The sequence below is a fragment of the Streptomyces sp. ISL-1 genome (assembly GCF_018614585.1).
Taxonomy (GTDB): Bacteria; Actinomycetota; Actinomycetes; order Streptomycetales; family Streptomycetaceae; genus Streptomyces; species Streptomyces maoxianensis.
Genome location: NZ_JAGGOI010000001.1, coordinates 1 through 17801, shown reverse-complemented (window position 1 = coordinate 17801; position 17801 = coordinate 1). Strand labels below are relative to the sequence as shown.

Sequence of the window (17801 nt, the reverse complement as noted above, 5' to 3'; positions counted from 1 at the left end):
GAAAGCGGGGGCGCGGGACGACCCGACACCCCCGCGGGACGCGGCTTCCTCGCGTCGCGCCCCTTCGCCCGGGGAGGCGTGCTGTGAGCCGGCCCGGATTCGAGCCGTCCGTCGAGGCCGCCCGGGCCACGGACGCGATCCTCGACGACACGCTGCACGGCTCCCACCGCGGTGTCGTCGTGGACTCGCCGCCCGGGGCCGGGAAGTCCACGCTCGTGGTGCACGCCGCGCGGGAACTGGCCGCCGCCGGGCGGCCGTTGATGGTCATCGCGCAGACCAACGCCCAGGTCGACGACCTCGTCGTCCGGCTCGCCGAGAAAGAGCCCGAGCTGGCCGTCGGGCGGCTGCACAGCAATGAGCCCGATCCGTACGACAAGGCCCTCGACGAACTGGACAACGTCCGCAAGTCCGCCAAGGCCGGTGACCTCGCCGGGCTGGAGATCGTCATATCGACCGCCGCGAAATGGGGCCACGTCCAGGGCATCGAGCCCTGGCGGCACGCCATCGTCGACGAGGCCTACCAGATGCGTTCCGACGCGCTGCTCGCCGTCGCCGGGCTCTTCGAGCGTGCGCTGTTCGTGGGTGACCCCGGTCAGCTGGACCCGTTCTCGATCGTCGGCGCGGACCAGTGGGCCGGGCTGTCGTACGACCCCTCCGCGAGCGCCGTCTCCACGCTGCTGGCCCACAATCCGGACCTGCCGCAGCACCGGCTGCCCGTCTCATGGCGGCTGCCGGCCTCGGCCGCGCCACTCGTCTCCGACGCGTTCTACCCGTACACCCCCTTCCGCAGCGGTACCGGCCCCGGCGACCGGCGGCTCGCCTTCGGGGTGCCGTCGGACGGCTCGGGCCCCGACCGGGTGCTCGACGAGGCGGCCGAGTCGGGCTGGGGCCTGCTGGAGCTGCCCGCGCGCCACACGCCCCGCACGGACCCCGAGGCGGTACGGGCAGTGGCCCTGGTCGTCCGCCGACTGCTGGACCGCGGAGGCGCGGCGACCAGCGAGCGGTCCCCGGAACCCGTCCCGGTCACCGCCGACCGGATCGCCGTCGGCACGGCCCACCGCGACCAGGCGGCAGCGGTACGGGCGGCGCTCGCGGAGCTGGGCGTCACGGATGTCACCGTGGACACGGCGAACCGCCTGCAGGGCCGCGAGTTCGACGTCACAGTGGTCCTCCACCCGCTCTCCGGCCGCCCGGACGCGACCGCGTTCCACCTGGAGACGGGCCGACTGTGCGTGCTGGCCTCCCGCCATCGGCACGCGTGCATCGTGGTGTGCCGCGCGGGCGTCACCGACCTGCTGGACGAGCACCCGTCCACGGAGCCGGTCCAGCTGGGCGTCACGGTGAAGTTCCCGGACGGCTGGGAGGCCAACCACGCGGTCCTGGCGCACCTGGCGGACCACCGGGTGAGCTGGCAGCCATGAGCCGCGAACACCGGACGGAGCCCGGCACGCAGCCCGAAGCGCCGGCAGCCACAGGCACACTTGCGTAGGCCGCCACAATGGAAGGCGGCGGTGGGAATGGCGATGGACACAAGGTCAACGGAGGGCGGCCCGGGAAGGGGCTCGCACCTGGGCGAGGAGGAGAACCACATGGCGGAACCCGAGCGGAGCGAGCGGAAGCTGCGGCCTGCCCCGCTGCTCTTCGAGCCGTCGGAGGCTGCCGCCGACCCCGAGCACTTCTTCGACCTGGAGTCGATCGAGGACCCGCGGGAGCTGCTGGCACGGTCGACCGAACTGACCCTGGCCTTCCGCGCGGCCACCGACCGCGCCGTCGAGTTCCAGGCGCTCGCGGCCGCCCAGCTCGCCGATCCGCGTCGCTTCGACCGGCTGACCCCCGCGGACATCGCCCAGCGCGCGGAGTGGACCGCGGACTACGCCAAGAAGATGATCGAGTTCGGCCGCGACCTGCTCCGCAATACCACGCCGTAGCCCACCGCGCCCGCCCCCGACGGACCGCGTCCGGCACAGCGGCCGCGAGGTCCCGAGGCCTCAGGCCGGCGGCCCGAGCTCCCGAGGCCCGAGCTCCCAAGGCCCGAGCTCCCAAGGCCCGAGCTCCCAAGGCCCGAGCTCCCGAGGCCCGAGGTCCCGAGGCCCGAGACGCGCTCGCCCAACATCGCGCCTGGCATATGCCGTGGCGCAAGATACGCCTCCCCGCCCCGCCCTGTCCCCATTTCCGCAAACTCTCAGAAACTGGAACGTCACTCCGGGTAGATCTTGTTGCATGAGCGCATGGCTGCAAGACGACTCCCAGCTGATCCCCGGCTCCGGTGAGGACGAGCGCCGGGCCGACAACTTCGCCCTCCTGCGCGACGAGGACAGGCACCATGTCGCCCAGGTCACACCAACCGGCGCGAGCTGGCTCGTCTCCGCCGTCGGCCATTCGCGCTCGTTGCTCTCCCTCTGGGAGACCCACCCGCACGCCCCCGCCGTACTCCCCTGCGGCTCTGTCTTCGACATCGTGAACGTGCCCGCGATCTTCGGCCGCCGCATGCTCGACCAGCTCTGGGAGGAGGGGCCGGGATCCGGCCCCGCCGCCATGCACCGCGGCCGGATGATGCTCTTCACCGCCCCCGGCACCGCGCACCGGCTGCCGTCCCTGCTCGGCTGGGAGGAGTGGGGCGACTCCGTGCCGCCCATGCTCTGCCACGGCACCGGCGACGCGGTCACCGTTCCGCCGCTGGCCCAGCGCCACCCCGCGACGGGCGGCCCGCGCTGGCTGGTGGCCCCCGACACCCGGCACCCGTGGCTGCCGGGGCCCGAGGTGGTGCTCTGGGCGTGCGTGCGGGCGGTCCGCGCGACCTCGTCTCCCAGTGTCCGTATATCGATTTTTCCTGGCGCCGATCAGGGTGCTAAGGTCTACGACGTCAGCAGGCGCCGCTAGCTCAGTTGGTTAGAGCAGCTGACTCTTAATCAGCGGGTCCGGGGTTCGAGTCCCTGGCGGCGCACAGACGGAAAAGGCCCCTCGCGAGAGCGAGGGGCCTTTTCGTGCGTCCGTACACCGACGCCCGGACGACCGGGCCCCGCGGACCGACAGGCCCGCCCGCCACGAACGTCCGGACTCCGGGCCCGCCGTCCTCGGCCCCCCTACGCCGTGCTGATCTTGACCGTCCACGCGCCCGAGCGCGTACGGTCCGCCACCTCCACCCTCGTCCGCCCCCCAGGCGTCCCCGGCATCGTGAACGTCTCACCGACCCCGAGCGGCGCGTCCGCCAGCGGCGGGTACACCGACCTGCCCCGGCACGCCACGCTGCCCGGGTGGGTGTCGACGACCTCCGCCGGGCCGCCGCCCGAAGCCGTCTCGGCCTGCACGCGGTACAGCAGCACCCCCTCCCTGCAGGTCGACTCGTCGTTGCCCGTCGCGCCGCGCGCCTCGATCGCGAGCGCCGTGTCCGTGCCGGTCCGGACGACCGCGAGCCGCGTGCCGAGGCTCCCGCCCGGGGCCGGCGCGGCCCCGATCGGCTCCAGCGTGACCCACTCGGCCTTCGTCACACACCGCACGGCGCGCCTGTCCAGCCAGCCCAGCTTCCACTTGTGCCAGCCGAAGAGATCCGGAGCAAGGCCGAACTGGCTGCCCATCACATCCCAGTCGCCGACGTATGTGTCCCAGTCGCCCTTGCCGTCCCTCGGCCGGTGATAGAGGTCGGGCAGGTCGAAGACATGGCCGGTCTCGTGGGCCAGCACATTGCGGTCCGGCGGGTGGCGCTCGAAGACGGTGACGACCCGGTCGACGTCGGTGCCGTCGGCGTGCAGCGGCTCGTCGAAGTTCACGACCTTCGTCGCGTCGGAGTCGACGCCGGGCGCGTTCGGGTCCGCGACCAGATAGACGATGTCGTAGCGGGAGAAGTCGACCGTCGGGTCGGCCGCGGTGATCGCGTCGCGCAGATATGTGGCGCGCTGCCCGGACTCCCAGTCACGCTTTATCCCGTACGCCGTCGATGCCTTGGGCATCGCCACCCACCTGCGCTGCGAATGCGGGCGCAGCACGAACTTCCCGTACGAGGCTCGCGCGAAGAATCTGCTGGTGGCCGGGAAGTGGTCGGCCACGAGCTCGCGCGGCGCGTTCAGCGGCACGGAGTCCGGGAACGACAGGAAGATCATCACCGCGTCCAGTTGCCGGACCGGGCGCGGGTACTCGTCGTTCCAGGTGTCCACACCCAGGGAGTGGTGCGCGGCCGTTCGAGGCAACGCGCAGGGTCCCCCCGCCGTGATGGCCACCGCGGGGCCCGCCACGAGCGACGTGGCGGCGAGCGCCATGAGGGATGTGAGAGCGGCAGCGGCGCTCCGCAGGCGCACGGGTTCCACTCCCCCGGGTGTTCCCTCGGACGACTGCTGACCCTCCACGTGGACCTCCGGCTGCGGAATGGGCGACGCCTCAACCACCTTGTGATGGTTTGTGGTGGTACGCCCTGTTCCGCTGCCCCACCCGGGTGACCGACCCGACACCGGTCCGACACCGGTCCGAGACCCGACGACACTCCGATGGCTCACGGAACGTCACATTCGGTCAATGCGGAATCGTCCCCGGATCAGACCTGTGCAGAAACGATCGGCCGAAGGCCGTGAATGCGCTGCCTCGCGGCGGCGTAGCTGGAACGGCCCATGGGCCAGCCTCTATGATCGGCAGACTTTCCCGGCCTCTACTGGACTTGCCGCCGGGCATCTTGCCGGACATCTTGCTGATCACATCAGTACGACCCTGTACGACACGACTGCACTGCGGGAGCGAGCGGTGAGCGGAACCTCCGAAGGAACAGGGCCCGCGGGAGTCGCAGTCCCCGGCAAAATCCGGCCAATTATCACGGAGCGTAATCGCTTCGGCCGGACCACCGCCGAGCTGCGTGACTACCGGGCCGCGTTCAACGCGGCGCACCTCGCGATGGCGGTCGTCGACGACGAGGGCCTCGTCGTCACCGCCAACGCGGCCCTCGCCGCGCTGCTGGGCACCGAACCCGCTACCCTGCGGGAGCAGTTCGCGGCGGACCTCGTCGACCTCGCGTCGGACCGCCGCACCTGGCACGCGTACCGCGAAGTGCTGCGCGGCCGCCGGTCCCGGTTCCGCTGTGCGCGTCGGCTCAAGCACCCCGACGGGCGCGCGCTGTGGGCGGAGGTGACCGTCGCGCCGGTGCCCGACAGCAGCAATGTGCTGCTGTCCATCGCGGACATCAGCGACCGGCGCGAGCTGCACGCCCGGCTGCGCCATCTCCAGATGCACGACCCGGTGACCCGGCTGCCCAACCGCACGCTGTTCTTCGAGCGGCTCTCGGCGGCGCTCGAGTCATCGGCGTACGACCATGGCTCGACCGGCCGGATCGGCCTCTGCTATCTCGACCTCGACGGTTTCAAGGCGGTCAACGACACGCTCGGACACCGGGTCGGCGACCGGCTGCTGGCCGCGGTCGCCTCACGGCTCACCGATTGCGCGGACACCTACGGATACACATGCAGCGGCGGGCACCTGGTGGCGCGGCTCGGCGGCGACGAGTTCGCGATCCTGGTCGAGGACTCCACCGGTACGGAGCAGCTCGCCGATCTCGCCGCGTCCGTACTGGCCGCGCTGCAGCAGCCGTTCGACCTGGCCGGGCAGCGTCTTTCGGTCTCGGCCTCGATCGGAGTGGTGGAGCGGACGGTGTCCGGGACGAACGCCACCGGGCTGATGCAGGCCGCGGACACGACCCTGTACTGGGCGAAGGCGGACGGCAAGGCCCGCTGGACGCTTTTCGACCCCGAGCGCAACGCCCACCGGATGACCCGTCAGGCGCTGTCCTCCACGCTCCGCCCGGCCGTGGAGCGCGGGGAGTTCACGCTGGAGTACCAGCCGCTGGTGGGGATGGCGGACGGGGTGACGCGGGGCGTGGAGGCGCTGGTGCGCTGGAACCACCCGCAGTTCGGCACGCTCGCGCCGAATCGGTTCGTCGGCATCGCGGAGGAGGACGGCTCGATCGTCCAGCTCGGGCGCTGGGTGCTGCGTACGGCGTGCCGCCAGGCCCGCCAGTGGCAGAAGGACCATCCGGACGCGCAGCCGCTGTTCGTGAGCGTCAATGTCGCCGTACGCCAGGTCTGGGACTCCGACCTGGTGGCGGACGTGGCTGGGATTCTGGCGGAGACGGGACTCGAGCCGCATCTGCTGCAGCTGGAGCTGACGGAGTCGGCGGTGATGGGCTCGGCGGGCCGCCCGCTCCAGGCGCTGCAGGCGCTCAGCGACATGGGCGTGCAGATCGCGATCGACGACTTCGGGACGGGGTACTCCAACCTGGCGTATCTGAGCCGGCTGCCGGTATCCGTACTGAAGCTCGACGGATCGTTTGTCCGCGGCTTCCAGGACGAGGCGCATCCGAACCCGGCGGACGAGACGATCGTCGAGGCGATGGTGCAGCTGGCGCACCGGCTGGGCCTGACGGTCACGGCGGAGTGCGTGGAAACGGCCGGCCAGGCGTCGCGACTGCGGCGGATCGGCTGTGACACGGGCCAGGGCTGGCTCTACTCACGGGCGGTGGCGCCGGAGCTGATCGCGGAACTGATCGGCGTCGGCGCACTGTCGGTCTGACCGACGGATCCCGGCGACCGGCGGGACGCCGACCGCCCCCGGCCGGGAGGACATTCCGGGCGGGGGCGGCGGCCTGTGGGGGGCTCGGAAATCAGCGGGTCAGCAGGCGCCCAGGTCCTGCCAGACGCCCCATTCGCCCGTCGTGCCCGGCTCTTCGCCCTGGGTCCACCACTTCGCCTTCCAGAGGCGGCCCTTGTGGGAGACCTGCGCGCCACCGGTGTACGCCGGGGTGCTGGACCAGGCCGCGGCCGTGCAGCCAGTCGGCGGGTCGGTCGGGGTCGGCGTCGGGGTCGGGGTCGGGCTTGAGGGTGACGGGGTCGGGTCCGAAGGAGACGGGTCCGGGTTCGGGGAGCCGCCGACCGCCGTCACGATGTCGTTGAACAGCGTCGCGTTCGCGTCCAGGCCGAGCAGCGAGTACATCATCGCGCCCGCCAGGCCCCGGCTGTGCCCGTAGTCCGCCCGCGCCTGGATCGCGCGCTTGTCGAGGCCGGTGAAGAACTCCCCGTCCTTGTAGAAGTACGCCGCCTTGGCCTCGTCGTCCCAGAACGTCGTCGCCGCGTTGTCGACGATCCCGCCGAGCTCCTTGTAGTGCGCGATGCCCGGCTGCTGGCTCACCGGCCGGGCGGCCGACGCTCCGGTCGCGGACTGTGCGAGACCGTTTCTGGCGCCGGCCGGGACGCCCTTCCAGCCGCGGTAGTAGAACTCGTACCCCAGCGTCAGTTTGTTCGCCGGGAAGCCGCCGGCGATGCCGTACGCCGCGTTTCCGTCGAGCCAGGAGTCGATGGCGTTGTCGATCGAGTACTTCTGTGTGCCGGGGGCGATGGGGTCCGTCGGGTCGGAGGCCGGCGAGTGCAGCGGCGACTGGTGGTAGGCCGGGCCGTCCGCGTCCCAGGCGCCGTGCATGTCGTACGTCATGATGTTCGCGTAGTCGAGGTACGCGCCGATCTTGTCCGTCTCGATGTGCTTGATCTTGTCCTGGCCGGCCGGGAGCGCCGCCGTCAGCAGGTACTTCTTTCCGCCGTGCGCCGCGCCGTACTCGTCCAGCTGCTTGCGGAACTCCGCCAGCAGGAGCGTGTAGTTGGTCTTGTCCTCGGGTCCGTAGTGGTTGCCGAGATGGCCGCCCTCCGAGCCCGGGTACTCCCAGTCGATGTCGATGCCGTCGAAGATCCCGGCGGCGGCGCCGGGGCCGCCGTAGCCGCCCTCGACCGGCAGGTCGCCCTGGATGTACTGCTTGACGCAGGATGCCACCAGCTTCCTGCGACTGGCGTCCGTCTTCGCCGCGTCATGGAAGTACTTGGAGTACGTCCAGCCGCCCAGCGAAATATTGATCTTCAGATGCGGGTGCTTCGCCTTCAGCTCCTTGAACTGGTTGAAGACGCCCACGATCGGCTGGTTCCAGGTGTCGGCGACACCGTCGACGCTGTCAGCAGCGCCGAACGACTTCTGGTAGTCGGCGTACGAATCGCCCGCACCGTCACCGGCGTTGGGATTGGCGTCGTCGCCGGCCGCCTTGTTCGCCTCGAAACAGGTCAGCTCGGTCGGGTGGATGTTGCCGAACGAGTAGTTGACGACGTCGAGCTTGGCCGCGATGCCCCGGGTGTCCAGGTGCTTGGGGTAGAAGGCGTTGCCGTACACGCTCCACTGGTCGTAGTACGCGATCTTCACCCCGCCGACGGAAGCGGCGGCGGTCGTGATTTCCTCGCCGGCCCCCTCGTCGGCGGTGCCTGGGCCTGCGAAACCGGCCAGGACGCCTGCGGCGAGGGCCGCGGTCGTCAGAGCCGCGAGCAAGGGTCTGCGGGAGCGCACGTACAGCCTCCGGGGTAGGGCGGAACGGGACCTGGAAACAGGAAGTGGGAACGCGAGTTGGAGAAGAGATAGCGATCCGGCCACTGCCGCGTCAATGGTCTGGTCCAAATTGAGGACTAGACCAATCGGGGCGGGAAACCGCTTGTCAGGGACGCGCACCGCACACACAAAGCCGCTCGCCACCAACGGTGACGAGCGGTTTAAGTCCCCATTAAGGCCCTGGGGGCGGGTAGTTCAGCAGAGAACCACTCCGCCCGTGAAACCCAGGATTTACTTCGCTCCCGGCAAGTCCTAGGCCAAGTCGTAGGCGTCCGCGATCAGTTCGTAGGAGCGCAGCCGCGCGTCCTCGCTGTGCGCGTTCGCCGTGATCATCAACTCGTCCGCGCCGGTGCGCTTCTGGAGGTCGTCCAGACCTGTCCGCACCGCGTCCGCGGTGCCGTGGACGACGTTCGACAGCCAGCTGTCCACGAACTCCCGCTCCATGGGGCTGAATTCGTACGCGGCCGCCTCATCGGGCGTGGGGATCAGCCCGGGACGGCCGGTGCGCAGCCGGACCATCGACAGCGCGCCGGTCAGGACCTGGCGGCGGGCCTCCTTCTCGTCGTCCGAGGCGAGGGCCGAGACGCCGATCAGCGCGTACGGGGCGTCCAGCACCGCGGACGGCCGGAAGGACTCGCGGTACAGGTCGAGCGCCGGGACGGTGTTCTGCGCCGAGAAGTGGTGGGCGAAGGCGAAGGGCAGTCCGAGCACGCCGGCCAGCCGGGCGCTGAAGCCGGAGGAGCCGAGCAGCCAGATCGGCGGACGGGCGGAAGGGCCCTGGACCGGTCCGGGCACCGCGTGGATGCGGGCGTAGGGATGCCCGTCCGGGAAGTCGTCGTCCAGGAAGCGGGTCAGTTCGGCGAGTTGTTGAGGGAAATCGTCGGCGCCCTCCCCCGGCCGGTCCGTGCGTCGCAGGGCAGCGGCGGTCGCGCCGTCAGTGCCGGGCGCCCGCCCGAGTCCGAGGTCGACCCGGCCCGGGGCGAGCGCCTCCAGCGTGCCGAACTGCTCGGCGATGACGAGCGGCGCATGGTTCGGGAGCATCACACCGCCCGAGCCGAGGCGGATGCGCTCGGTGTGCGCGGCGAGATGGGCGAGGATCACGGCCGGGGACGAGGAGGCGACGCCCGGCATCGAGTGGTGCTCGGCGACCCAGTGGCGGTGAAAGCCGCGGCTCTCGGCGAGCCGCGCGATGGCCACGCTGGTGCGCAGGGCATCGGTCGCGGTGCGGCCGCTGCCGACCGTCACCAGATCAAGTACGGACAGGGGCACCGGCGCCGTTCCGATCGCCGTGCCTCGTATCGCGTCACCCTGAATCTCGTCGCCCACCGCTACAGCCCTCCTGCGCATGAAAATACGTACAGAAGCAGCTAACGGGAGGGTCTCTCCGCTTATTCCCGCCCGGTCACTCCCGACTCACTCCGGCTTCGCGAACAGCGCGCCGAGCTTCGGCCCGAACACCCACGCCCTGCGCTCCGCCAGCCGCAGCCCCTCCCACACCGTCACCTGGTTCGCCGTGAGGACCGGCTTGCCGAGCAGCTTCTCCAGGTCGGGGAGGTACGCCGCGGTATGCAGGGCCGTGTCCGGCAGCAGCACCACCTCGGCGTCGGGGTGGTCGCCCGCGCGCGCCAGTTCCAGCACCTCGGCCCGGCCCCAGGCGCCGACCTCGGCCGCGGTGACGATCCCGCTCGCCCGGTCGGCGACCACCTCGACCCCGGACGCCTTGAGGAAGGCGGTGAACAGAGCAGTGACGTCCTGCGGGTAGGTCGCGGCGACCGCGACGCGCGTGGCGCCCAGCTCCCGTACCGCATGCGCGAAGGCGAACGACGTGCTCGACGCCGGCATCCCGGCGGCCAGCGCCAGCGAGCGGATCTGCTCGCGCGCGCCCTCCCAGCCGTACACAAAGCTTCCGCTGGTGCACGCCCACACCACCGATTCCGCGCCCTCCAGCCGGAGCTGTTCCACACCCGCGGCGAGCCGCTCCGGCGAGCCCATCCGCAGCAGCGCGTCGACACGGTGGGCGTCCTCGCCGATGTCGGTGTGGACGACGGGCAGTCTGATGTCGGTGTCGAGCAGCATCTCGAACCGGGGGTAGTCGTCCTCGGCTGAGTGCCCAGGGTAGAGAAGTCCTACCGTCGTCATGTCCAGCCTTCCTGTTCTTCGGGCTCGGTCGTCGGCGCGGTGGTCTGCTCGGCCGTCGGCGCGGTGGTCTGCTCGGCCGTCGGCCCGGGATCCAGCAGGAGCGCCTGGTAGGGACCGACCGCGTGCACTCCGATCCTGCGCAGCGCGGCCCACATCGTCACCTGGTTCGCGGAGAGCACCGGCATCCTCAGTTCGGCCTCCAACTGCGGGATCGCGTCGTACGTCGGCAGGTTGGTGCAGCTGATGAAGAGCGCGTCCGCCGCACCCACCACCGCCTGCCGCGCCATGTCCACCACCGACCGGTACGGCACCTTCCAGATGTGCCGGGTCAGCCCCAGAAAGGCGCGGCCCGTGACCGTTACCCCAGCTTCCGCCAGATACACCTCCAGTGCCTGGGTCACCGACTCCGTATAGGGCGTGACCAGGGCGATACGACCGGCGCCCAGCTCGCCGAGTGCTTCGAGCAGGGCGCCGGAGGTGGTCAGCGAGTCCACTTCCCCCGCTGAGCTCATCGCCTCGCACATGGCTCGCTCCCCGGCGAGACCGCCGACGAAACTGCCCGACGTGCAGGCGTAGGCGACCACCTCGGGCTCGGACACGCTCAGCGCCTGGACCGCCTCGCGCAGCGTCTCGTGCTCGCTCACCAGGCGGGCGAGGTCGAGGGAGACCTCGACGGGCACGTACGGCGTACGGGTCACGCGCAGCGATACGTCGTCGGGGACCCAGCGCCACAGCTCACGGTCCAGTGCGAAGTCGAACGGTGCGACGACCCCGACCCCGCGCTGGGGTTGTGGTCCGCCGAGGAAGGAGACATCCATCGCAGGCCCCCTGACGTGTTGTTGACGACGGTAGGTTCGGGTGCGAGCGTGGTCAATCCGTACATTCAGACTCCCCCGTATGCCCTCCTGGGCAGGGGAGGTGCCCCCATCGAAACGGCTTCCGCCTGATGTCCGAACCCACGCTTCTCGTGCTGGCAGCAGACCCCCCGCCCCGCCTCGGGCGGCTGGCCGGACGGGTCCATGTCCAGTACGCCGACGAGCAGACGCTCGCCGCCCGACTTCCGTACGCAGACGTCCTGCTGGTGTGGGACTTCACCTCCGAGGCGGTGCGTGCCGCCTGGCCGGGCGAGGGGCCGCGCCCGCGCTGGGTGCACACCCCGAGCGCGGGGGTCGACCGGCTGCTCTGCCCGGAGCTGATCGCTTCCGACACGGTGGTCACCAATGCCCGGGGGGTCTTCGAGGAACCGATCGCCGAGTACGTCGCCGGTCTGGTCCTTGCCATGGCGAAGGACCTGCCCGGCACCCTGGAGCTCCAGCGGCAGCGGCGCTGGCGGCACCGCGAGGGACTGCGGGTGACGGGCACCCGGGCGGCTGTGGTGGGCGCGGGCCCGATCGGCCGGGCCGTGGCCGGCACGCTGGAGGCCCTCGGCGTCACCGCGGCGGTCGTGGGCCGCACCGAGCGGCCCGGCGTCCACGGCGCGCAGGACCTCGATCCGCTGCTCGCGCGCGCCGACTGGGTGGTGTGCGCCGCGCCGCTCACCGATGCGACGCGCGGGATGTTCGACGCCCGGCGCTTCGGTCTGATGCAGCCCTCGGCCCGGTTCATCAATGTGGGACGCGGCCCGCTGGTCGTCGAGGACGATCTCGTCGCCGCGCTCAACAAACGGTGGATCGCGGGCGCGGCCCTCGATGTCTTCAGCTCCGAGCCGCTCACGCCCGACAGCCCGCTGTGGGACGTGCCTGGGCTGATCGTCTCCCCGCACATGAGCGGCGACACGGTCGGCTGGCGCGACCGGCTCGGCGAGCAGTTCGTCGACTTGTACGAACTATGGGAAGCCGGAAAGCCATTCCCGAACGTGGTCGACAAGAAACGTGGGTACGTCCCCATGCATGATGTCTGAGCTGACTGACCTCACCGCACGCCAACTGCTCACCGGCTACGAGAAGGGCGACTTCTCCCCCGTCGAGGCAACCCGCGCCGCGCTGGAGAGGATCGAGGTGGTGCAGCCCCTGGTGAACGCCTTCGTCCGGGTGGATGCCGAGCAGGCACTGGCCCAGGCCGAGTCGTCCGCCGAGCGGTGGCGCAAAGGAGAGCCACAGGGGCTGCTCGACGGGGTGCCGGTCACCGTGAAGGACCTGCTGCTGCAGCGCAGCGGCCCGACCCTGCGCGGCTCCATGTCCGTTTCGGTGGAGGGGAGTTGGGACGAGGACGCGCCGTCCGTGGAGCGGCTGCGCGCGCACGGCGCGGTCTTCCTCGGCAAGACGACGACCCCCGAGTTCGGCTGGAAGGGCGTCACCGACTCCCCGCGGCACGGGGTGACGCGCAATCCGTACGACATCACTCGCACAGCGGGCGGCTCCAGCGGCGGCAGCGCGGTGGCGGTGGCGCTCGGCGCGGGACCGCTGTCGATCGGCACGGACGGCGGCGGCTCGGTCCGCATCCCCGCGTCCTTCTGCGGGATCTTCGCGATGAAGCCGACCTACGGACGCGTGCCGCTGTATCCCTCCAGCCCGTTCGGGACGCTCTCGCACGCGGGCCCGATGACGAGGGACGCCGCGGACGCCGCGCTGATGCTCGACGTGGTCAGCGGCGAGGACTGGCGGGACTGGTCGCACCTGGGACCCGCGGACAGTGTCCGGGGCACCCTGGCGGACGGGGTGAAGGGGCTGCGGATCGCCTATTCGCCGTCCTTCGGCGGCCAGGTGGCGGTGCGCCCGGCGGTCGCGGCCGCGGTACGGCGGGCGGTGGGGGCGCTGGCGGGCCTCGGGGCGTTCGTCGAGGAGTCCGATCCGGACATCGCCGACCCGGTGGAGGCCTTCCACACCCTGTGGTTCAGCGGCGCGGCCCGGCTGCTGCAGCACTTCGGACCCCGGCAGCGGGAGGCCCTGGACCCGGGGCTGCGGGAGGTCGCCGGGACCGGGGCGCGGCACAGTGCGCTGGAGTATCTGGCGGCCGTGGACGTCCGGATGGATCTCGGCCGGCGGATGGCCCGGTTCCACACGTCGTACGACCTGCTGGTCACCCCGACCCTGCCGATCACCGCGTTCGAGGCGGGGGCGGAGGTCCCGGCGCACTCGGGGCACCGCCGCTGGACGGGGTGGACGCCGTTCACCTACCCCTTCAACATGACCCAGCAGCCCGCCGCGACGGTGCCGTGCGGGGTGGACGAGGACGGGCTGCCGGTGGGTGTCCAGCTGATCGGCGCGCGCCACGCGGACGCGCTGGTGCTGCGCGCCGCGCATGCGCTGTACGAGTCGGGCGCGGCGACCATCCCGCCTCCTGTGCCCGCGGCCCGGTAACTGGGGGCTCCGCCCCCAGACCCCCGAACGCGCTTCTGGGGGTCCAGGGGCGGAGCCCATGGTTCGGGAAGGGGCGGGGTGGGGTGGGGGCTACTCAACTCGCCGGAAACTGAGCGTCTCCCCCAGCGCGCCCGCCCGCCACAGGTCCTGGCAGGCCTCGGCCATCCGGTCGAGGCCGTCGACCACGGTGCCCCAGACGATGCCGGGGACCCAGCCGGTGTCGCCGTTCAGCAGCAGGTTGTTGCGTTCGTAGAAGAGCGCGAGGTCGACGACGGTGGGGCGGCCTTGGTGGGCGGCCCGCTCGCCGTATCCGTACGACGCCGTGCCCAACTGCACGTCAGAGAAGGTGAAATAGCACAGATCGCCCGGAATGGGGGTCACTGTCGGGTTCTCCAGCGGCGGTTCCTGCTCGGCGAACGCCGGAAACAGTGCATAGATCTCATTACGGGCATACTTCGCGTGGTAGACGTCGCCTGCGAGCGGCAGCGCGTCCCATACGGCCGCGCAGGTCAGCGGGGCCTTGTCGGTGAGGAGTTTCGCGGTGCACCGCACACCGCGCTTGTCCAGGGCTACGGTCATGTATCGGTCGGCCATTTGGTACGCATACCCCGCGCGGACGCGGGTAGCCGCGCGGCCATGGCTCGAACACCACTGACAGGATCAATTCGCAGACGCACAGTGCTGCTCGGTACCGCTGCCGCCGGCGCACTCGGCGCCACGGCGGCGGCCGGCTGCAGCCGGGTGCCGTCGGGTGATGCCCTGGCCCGGCTCAAGTCCCAGCGCACGGTGCGCCTGGGCATCGCGGGCGAGGTGCCCTACGGCTATGTGGACAACCAGGGCGAGTTCACCGGGGAGGCTCCAGAACTGGCCCGAGTGATCTTCAAGCGGCTGGGGATCGACAGTGTCCAGCCGGTCGCCACCGACTTCGCCTCGCTCATACCCGGGCTGAACTCCGAGCAGTTCGATGTCGTCTCGGCCGGGATGTACATCAACAAGGAGCGATGCGAGCAGGTCATCTTCGCCGACCCCGAGTACCAGATGCTGGACTCTTTCATCGTACGCAAGGGCAATCCGAAGAACCTGCACAGCTATGAGGACGTGGTGAAGGCGAAGGCGAAGTTCGCCACCGGCACCGGCTATGCGGAGATCGAGTACGCCGTCGCCGCCGGCTTCCCGGAGAAGGACATCGTCATCCTCCAGGACCAGGTGGCGGGGCTGAACGCGGTCGAGTCGGGCCGGGTCGACGTCTTCGCGGGCACCGCGCTGACCGCCCGTGAGGTGGTCAAGAAGAGCCGCAAGGCCGAGGCGACGGAGCCGTTCGCGGCCGTCGTCGACGGCGAGAAGAAGATCGACGGCGGCGGCTTCGCCTTCCGCCCCACCGACACCGAACTGCGTGACGCGTTCAACGTCGAGATCCACAAGATGAAGAAGAGCGGCGAACTCTTCCGCATACTGCGGCCGTTCGGTTTCACCCAGAACGAGATGACCACGCTCACTGCCAAGGAGCTGTGCCGATGACAGCCGGACTCTGGCAGAACTGGGTACTACCGGGCATCTGGATAACCGTCCAACTGCTGGTGTACAGCGCGGCGCTGGCCGGCGTCGTAGCCTTCGCCGTCGGTATGGCCCGCACCCACCGCTCGGGCCTGGTCCGCTTCCTCGCGGGCTTCTACACCGAGATCTTCCGCGGTACGTCCGCGCTGATCCTGATGTTCTGGCTGTTCTTCGTGCTGCCGCCGCTGCTGGGCTGGCAGCTGGTCCCGATGTGGGCGGCGGTGCTGGCGCTGGGCCTGTCCTACGGTGCGTACGGCGCGGAAATCGTGCGCGGCGCGCTGAACTCCGTGGCTCCGGCGCAGCGTGAGGCGGGCATCGCGCTGAGCCTCACGCCCTGGCAGCGGATGCGGCTGATCCTGCTGCCGCAGGCCGTGCCGGAGATGATCCCGCCGTTCTGCAATCTGCTCATCGAGCTGCTCAAGGGCACCGCTCTGGTGTCACTGCTCGGCGTCGGCGACGTCTCCTTCGCCGCCTATCTGGTGCGGCTAGCGACACAGGAGAGCGCGCAGGTCTACACCATCAGCCTGGTGATCTACTTCGTGCTCGCGTTCGTCCTGACCCGCTCCATGAAGGTCCTGGAGCGCAAGACCAAGCGCAATGTCGGCATCGAGCCCGAGCCGGGCGTACTCGGCGGCATGTTCGCCAAGCGCGCCGAGGCCAAGGCGGCCGGCAGCACGGTTTCAGGGGGTGTCTCGAAGTGAACTGGGACTGGTCCGCGGTCGCGGACTTCATGCCGCGCTTCTGGGACGGCGTGCTCATCACGCTGCAGATCCTTGTGCTCGGCTCGCTGATCTCCTTCACGCTCGGCCTCGTCTGGGCGATCGGATTCAGGGCGCCGACCCGTTTCGTACGGTGGCCGGTGAACGCCGTCACGGAGTTCATCCGCACCACCCCGCTGCTGGTGCAGCTCTTCTTCCTCTACTTCGTGCTGCCGGAGTGGGGCGTGCAGTTCTCGGCCCTGACCACCGGCACGATCGCGATCGGGCTGCACTACTCGACGTACACCGCGCAGGTCTACCGGGCCGGCATCGAAGCCGTGCCGCCCGGTCAGTGGGAGGCGGCGAAGGCGCTGAGCCTGCCCGCCCACCGCACCTGGTTCGCGGTGATCCTGCCGCAGGCGATCCGGCGCATCACACCTGCGCTGGGCAACTACGTCATCGCGATGCTCAAGGACACACCGCTTCTCGCCGCGATCGGCGTACTGGAGATGCTGCAGCAGTCGCGGCTTGAGAGCGCGTCGACGTTCCAGTACACCGAGCCGCTGACCGTGATCGGCATCGCCTTCATCCTCATCGCCTACCCGGCTTCTCTTCTCGTACGAACCCTGGAGCGCCGCCTTGTCCGCTGACATACGCCTCGACACCCCGCCCGACACGTCCAAGGAACTCATCCGCTTCGAGAATGTGACGAAGCGCTTCGGCGACAACACCGTCCTGGACAACCTCTGTTTCTCGGTACAGCCCGGAAAGCATGTGACGCTGATCGGCCCGTCCGGCTCCGGCAAGACCACGATCCTGCGGCTGCTGATGACTCTGGAATCGCCCGAAGAGGGCACGATCCAGGTGAATGGGGACCGGCTGTTTCCGGCCCCCGAGAAGGAGCGCCGCGCGGCGCGCAAACAAATCGGCATGGTCTTCCAGCAGTTCAACCTGTTCCCGAACATGACCGCCCTGCGCAACATCACCGAGGCGCCGGTGCGGGTGCTCGGAATGTCCAAGGACGAGGCGGAGGAGCGCGCGAAGGAGCTCCTCGACCTGGTGGGTCTCGGCGACCGCTGCGACGCGAAGCCGACCCAGCTGTCGGGCGGCCAGCAGCAGCGGGTGGCGATCGCGCGTGCGCTGGCGATGCGTCCGCAGGTGCTGCTCCTCGACGAGGTCACATCGGCACTCGACCCCGAGCTGGTCGCGGGGGTGCTGGACGTGCTGCGGGACATCGCCCGCTCCACCGACATCACCATGCTGTGCGTGACGCACGAGATGAATTTCGCGCGGGACATCTCGGACGAGGTGCTGATGTTCGACGCCGGAAAGGTCATCGAGTCCGGATCACCGGAAAAAATCTTCTCGGAGCCGGAGCACGAACGTACCCGCGAGTTTCTCGGCGCGGTCCTCTGACCTTTCACTCCGAGGAATAGGTGTGACCCTGGCATATGCCAGGGAACTGCGCCCCAGCCCATGAGGCTGGGGCGCAGTATGAAACTCGCCAACAGCCGCCCCCGAAACGGCTCTTGGCCGCTATCGTGGTACGAAAGCTTGCGGTCACAACCTGCTAGGGCCTGTATCGAAAGTGGATCTTGGATGTGAGATGATCTTGATTCGTGGCGCGTGGAGATCTGACGGACGAGCAATGGGCCGTGCTGGAGCTGCTGTTACCAAAGGGCAAGAAGCCCGGCCGGCCACCGATATGGACCCGGCGGCAGCG

16 protein-coding genes and 1 tRNA gene are annotated in these 17801 nt (G+C 70.1%); 11 read left to right on the top strand and 6 right to left on the bottom strand.

Annotated elements, in window-relative coordinates; all coding sequences use genetic code 11:
• The first annotated feature begins 83 nt into the window (after window positions 1-83).
• The 4 genes from J7E87_RS00085 to J7E87_RS00070 all read left to right on the top strand — a co-directional run bounded on the left by J7E87_RS00085 (window position 84) and on the right by J7E87_RS00070 (window position 2944).
• Window positions 84-1421 carry an AAA family ATPase gene (locus J7E87_RS00085; RefSeq protein ID WP_215088827.1) on the top strand — a complete coding sequence of 446 codons (1338 nt, stop codon included), beginning with the start codon at window positions 84-86 and terminating at the stop codon, window positions 1419-1421.
• 168 nt (window positions 1422-1589) lie between these two features.
• A complete protein-coding gene (locus J7E87_RS00080) occupies window positions 1590-1928 on the top strand; it encodes a hypothetical protein (protein WP_215088826.1) in 339 nt (112 codons plus the stop codon).
• 292 nt (window positions 1929-2220) lie between these two features.
• Window positions 2221-2880, top strand: coding sequence for a bifunctional DNA primase/polymerase (locus tag J7E87_RS00075; protein ID WP_215088825.1), 660 nt, complete (start codon window positions 2221-2223; stop codon window positions 2878-2880).
• Window positions 2871-2944: transfer RNA gene (locus tag J7E87_RS00070), tRNA-Lys, on the top strand. Before J7E87_RS00075 ends, J7E87_RS00070 begins: the two co-directional genes overlap by 10 nt.
• Window positions 2945-3083: 139 nt before the next feature.
• On the opposite strand, the gene J7E87_RS00065 is transcribed toward J7E87_RS00070, so the two are convergent.
• Window positions 3084-4340, bottom strand: a complete 1257-nt coding sequence (locus J7E87_RS00065; RefSeq protein ID WP_215088936.1) for a M6 family metalloprotease domain-containing protein — start codon at window positions 4338-4340, stop codon at window positions 3084-3086.
• Between the two features lie 388 nt (window positions 4341-4728).
• On the opposite strand from J7E87_RS00065, the gene J7E87_RS00060 reads away from it, so the two are divergent.
• A complete protein-coding gene (locus J7E87_RS00060; RefSeq protein ID WP_215088824.1) occupies window positions 4729-6543 on the top strand; it encodes a bifunctional diguanylate cyclase/phosphodiesterase in 1815 nt (604 codons plus the stop codon).
• Window positions 6544-6642: 99 nt separating this feature from the next.
• On the opposite strand, the gene J7E87_RS00055 is transcribed toward J7E87_RS00060, so the two are convergent.
• The 4 genes from J7E87_RS00055 to J7E87_RS00040 form a co-directional block, all read right to left on the bottom strand.
• Complete coding sequence (locus tag J7E87_RS00055) at window positions 6643-8349, bottom strand: glycosyl hydrolase family 18 protein (RefSeq protein ID WP_215088823.1); 1707 nt, start codon at window positions 8347-8349, stop codon at window positions 6643-6645.
• A 291-nt stretch (window positions 8350-8640) separates the two neighbouring features.
• The gene (locus J7E87_RS00050) at window positions 8641-9714 is read right to left on the bottom strand and encodes an LLM class flavin-dependent oxidoreductase (protein ID WP_308312788.1); all 1074 of its coding nucleotides are present in this window, start codon (window positions 9712-9714) and stop codon (window positions 8641-8643) included.
• 87 nt (window positions 9715-9801) lie between these two features.
• Window positions 9802-10527: an aspartate/glutamate racemase family protein gene (locus J7E87_RS00045; protein WP_215088821.1), complete on the bottom strand. Its 726-nt coding sequence runs from the start codon at window positions 10525-10527 to the stop codon at window positions 9802-9804.
• Window positions 10524-11345 (bottom strand): decarboxylase, encoded by an 822-nt coding sequence (locus J7E87_RS00040; RefSeq protein ID WP_215088820.1) that lies wholly within the window; start codon window positions 11343-11345, stop codon window positions 10524-10526. Before J7E87_RS00040 ends, J7E87_RS00045 begins: the two co-directional genes overlap by 4 nt.
• Window positions 11346-11473: 128 nt before the next feature.
• On the opposite strand from J7E87_RS00040, the gene J7E87_RS00035 reads away from it, so the two are divergent.
• Both J7E87_RS00035 and J7E87_RS00030 read left to right on the top strand, forming a co-directional pair.
• Window positions 11474-12427, top strand: coding sequence for a D-2-hydroxyacid dehydrogenase (locus tag J7E87_RS00035; protein ID WP_215088819.1), 954 nt, complete (start codon window positions 11474-11476; stop codon window positions 12425-12427).
• A complete protein-coding gene (locus tag J7E87_RS00030) occupies window positions 12420-13826 on the top strand; it encodes an amidase (protein WP_215088935.1) in 1407 nt (468 codons plus the stop codon). The genes J7E87_RS00035 and J7E87_RS00030 overlap by 8 nt, the downstream gene beginning before the upstream one ends.
• Window positions 13827-13916: 90 nt before the next feature.
• Here the strand turns inward: J7E87_RS00030 and J7E87_RS00025 are convergent, their stop codons facing one another.
• Entirely contained in the window at window positions 13917-14420 is a 504-nt protein-coding gene (locus J7E87_RS00025; RefSeq protein WP_215088818.1) for a DUF3830 family protein, read from the bottom strand.
• Window positions 14421-14462: 42 nt separating this feature from the next.
• Between J7E87_RS00025 and ehuB the strand changes: the two genes are divergently transcribed.
• Genes ehuB through ehuA form a run of 4 tightly spaced genes read left to right on the top strand, consistent with a single transcriptional unit; the run spans window position 14463 to window position 17494 of the window.
• Window positions 14463-15344, top strand: a complete 882-nt coding sequence (ehuB, locus tag J7E87_RS00020) for an ectoine/hydroxyectoine ABC transporter substrate-binding protein EhuB (RefSeq protein ID WP_215088817.1) — start codon at window positions 14463-14465, stop codon at window positions 15342-15344.
• Window positions 15341-16081 carry an ectoine/hydroxyectoine ABC transporter permease subunit EhuC gene (gene ehuC / locus J7E87_RS00015; protein ID WP_215088816.1) on the top strand — a complete coding sequence of 247 codons (741 nt, stop codon included), beginning with the start codon at window positions 15341-15343 and terminating at the stop codon, window positions 16079-16081. The genes ehuB and ehuC overlap by 4 nt, the downstream gene beginning before the upstream one ends.
• The gene (gene ehuD / locus J7E87_RS00010; protein ID WP_215088815.1) at window positions 16078-16728 is read left to right on the top strand and encodes an ectoine/hydroxyectoine ABC transporter permease subunit EhuD; all 651 of its coding nucleotides are present in this window, start codon (window positions 16078-16080) and stop codon (window positions 16726-16728) included. The genes ehuC and ehuD overlap by 4 nt, the downstream gene beginning before the upstream one ends.
• Window positions 16718-17494, top strand: coding sequence for an ectoine/hydroxyectoine ABC transporter ATP-binding protein EhuA (gene ehuA / locus J7E87_RS00005; protein WP_215088814.1), 777 nt, complete (start codon window positions 16718-16720; stop codon window positions 17492-17494). Before ehuD ends, ehuA begins: the two co-directional genes overlap by 11 nt.
• The last annotated feature ends 307 nt before the right edge of the window (window positions 17495-17801 follow it).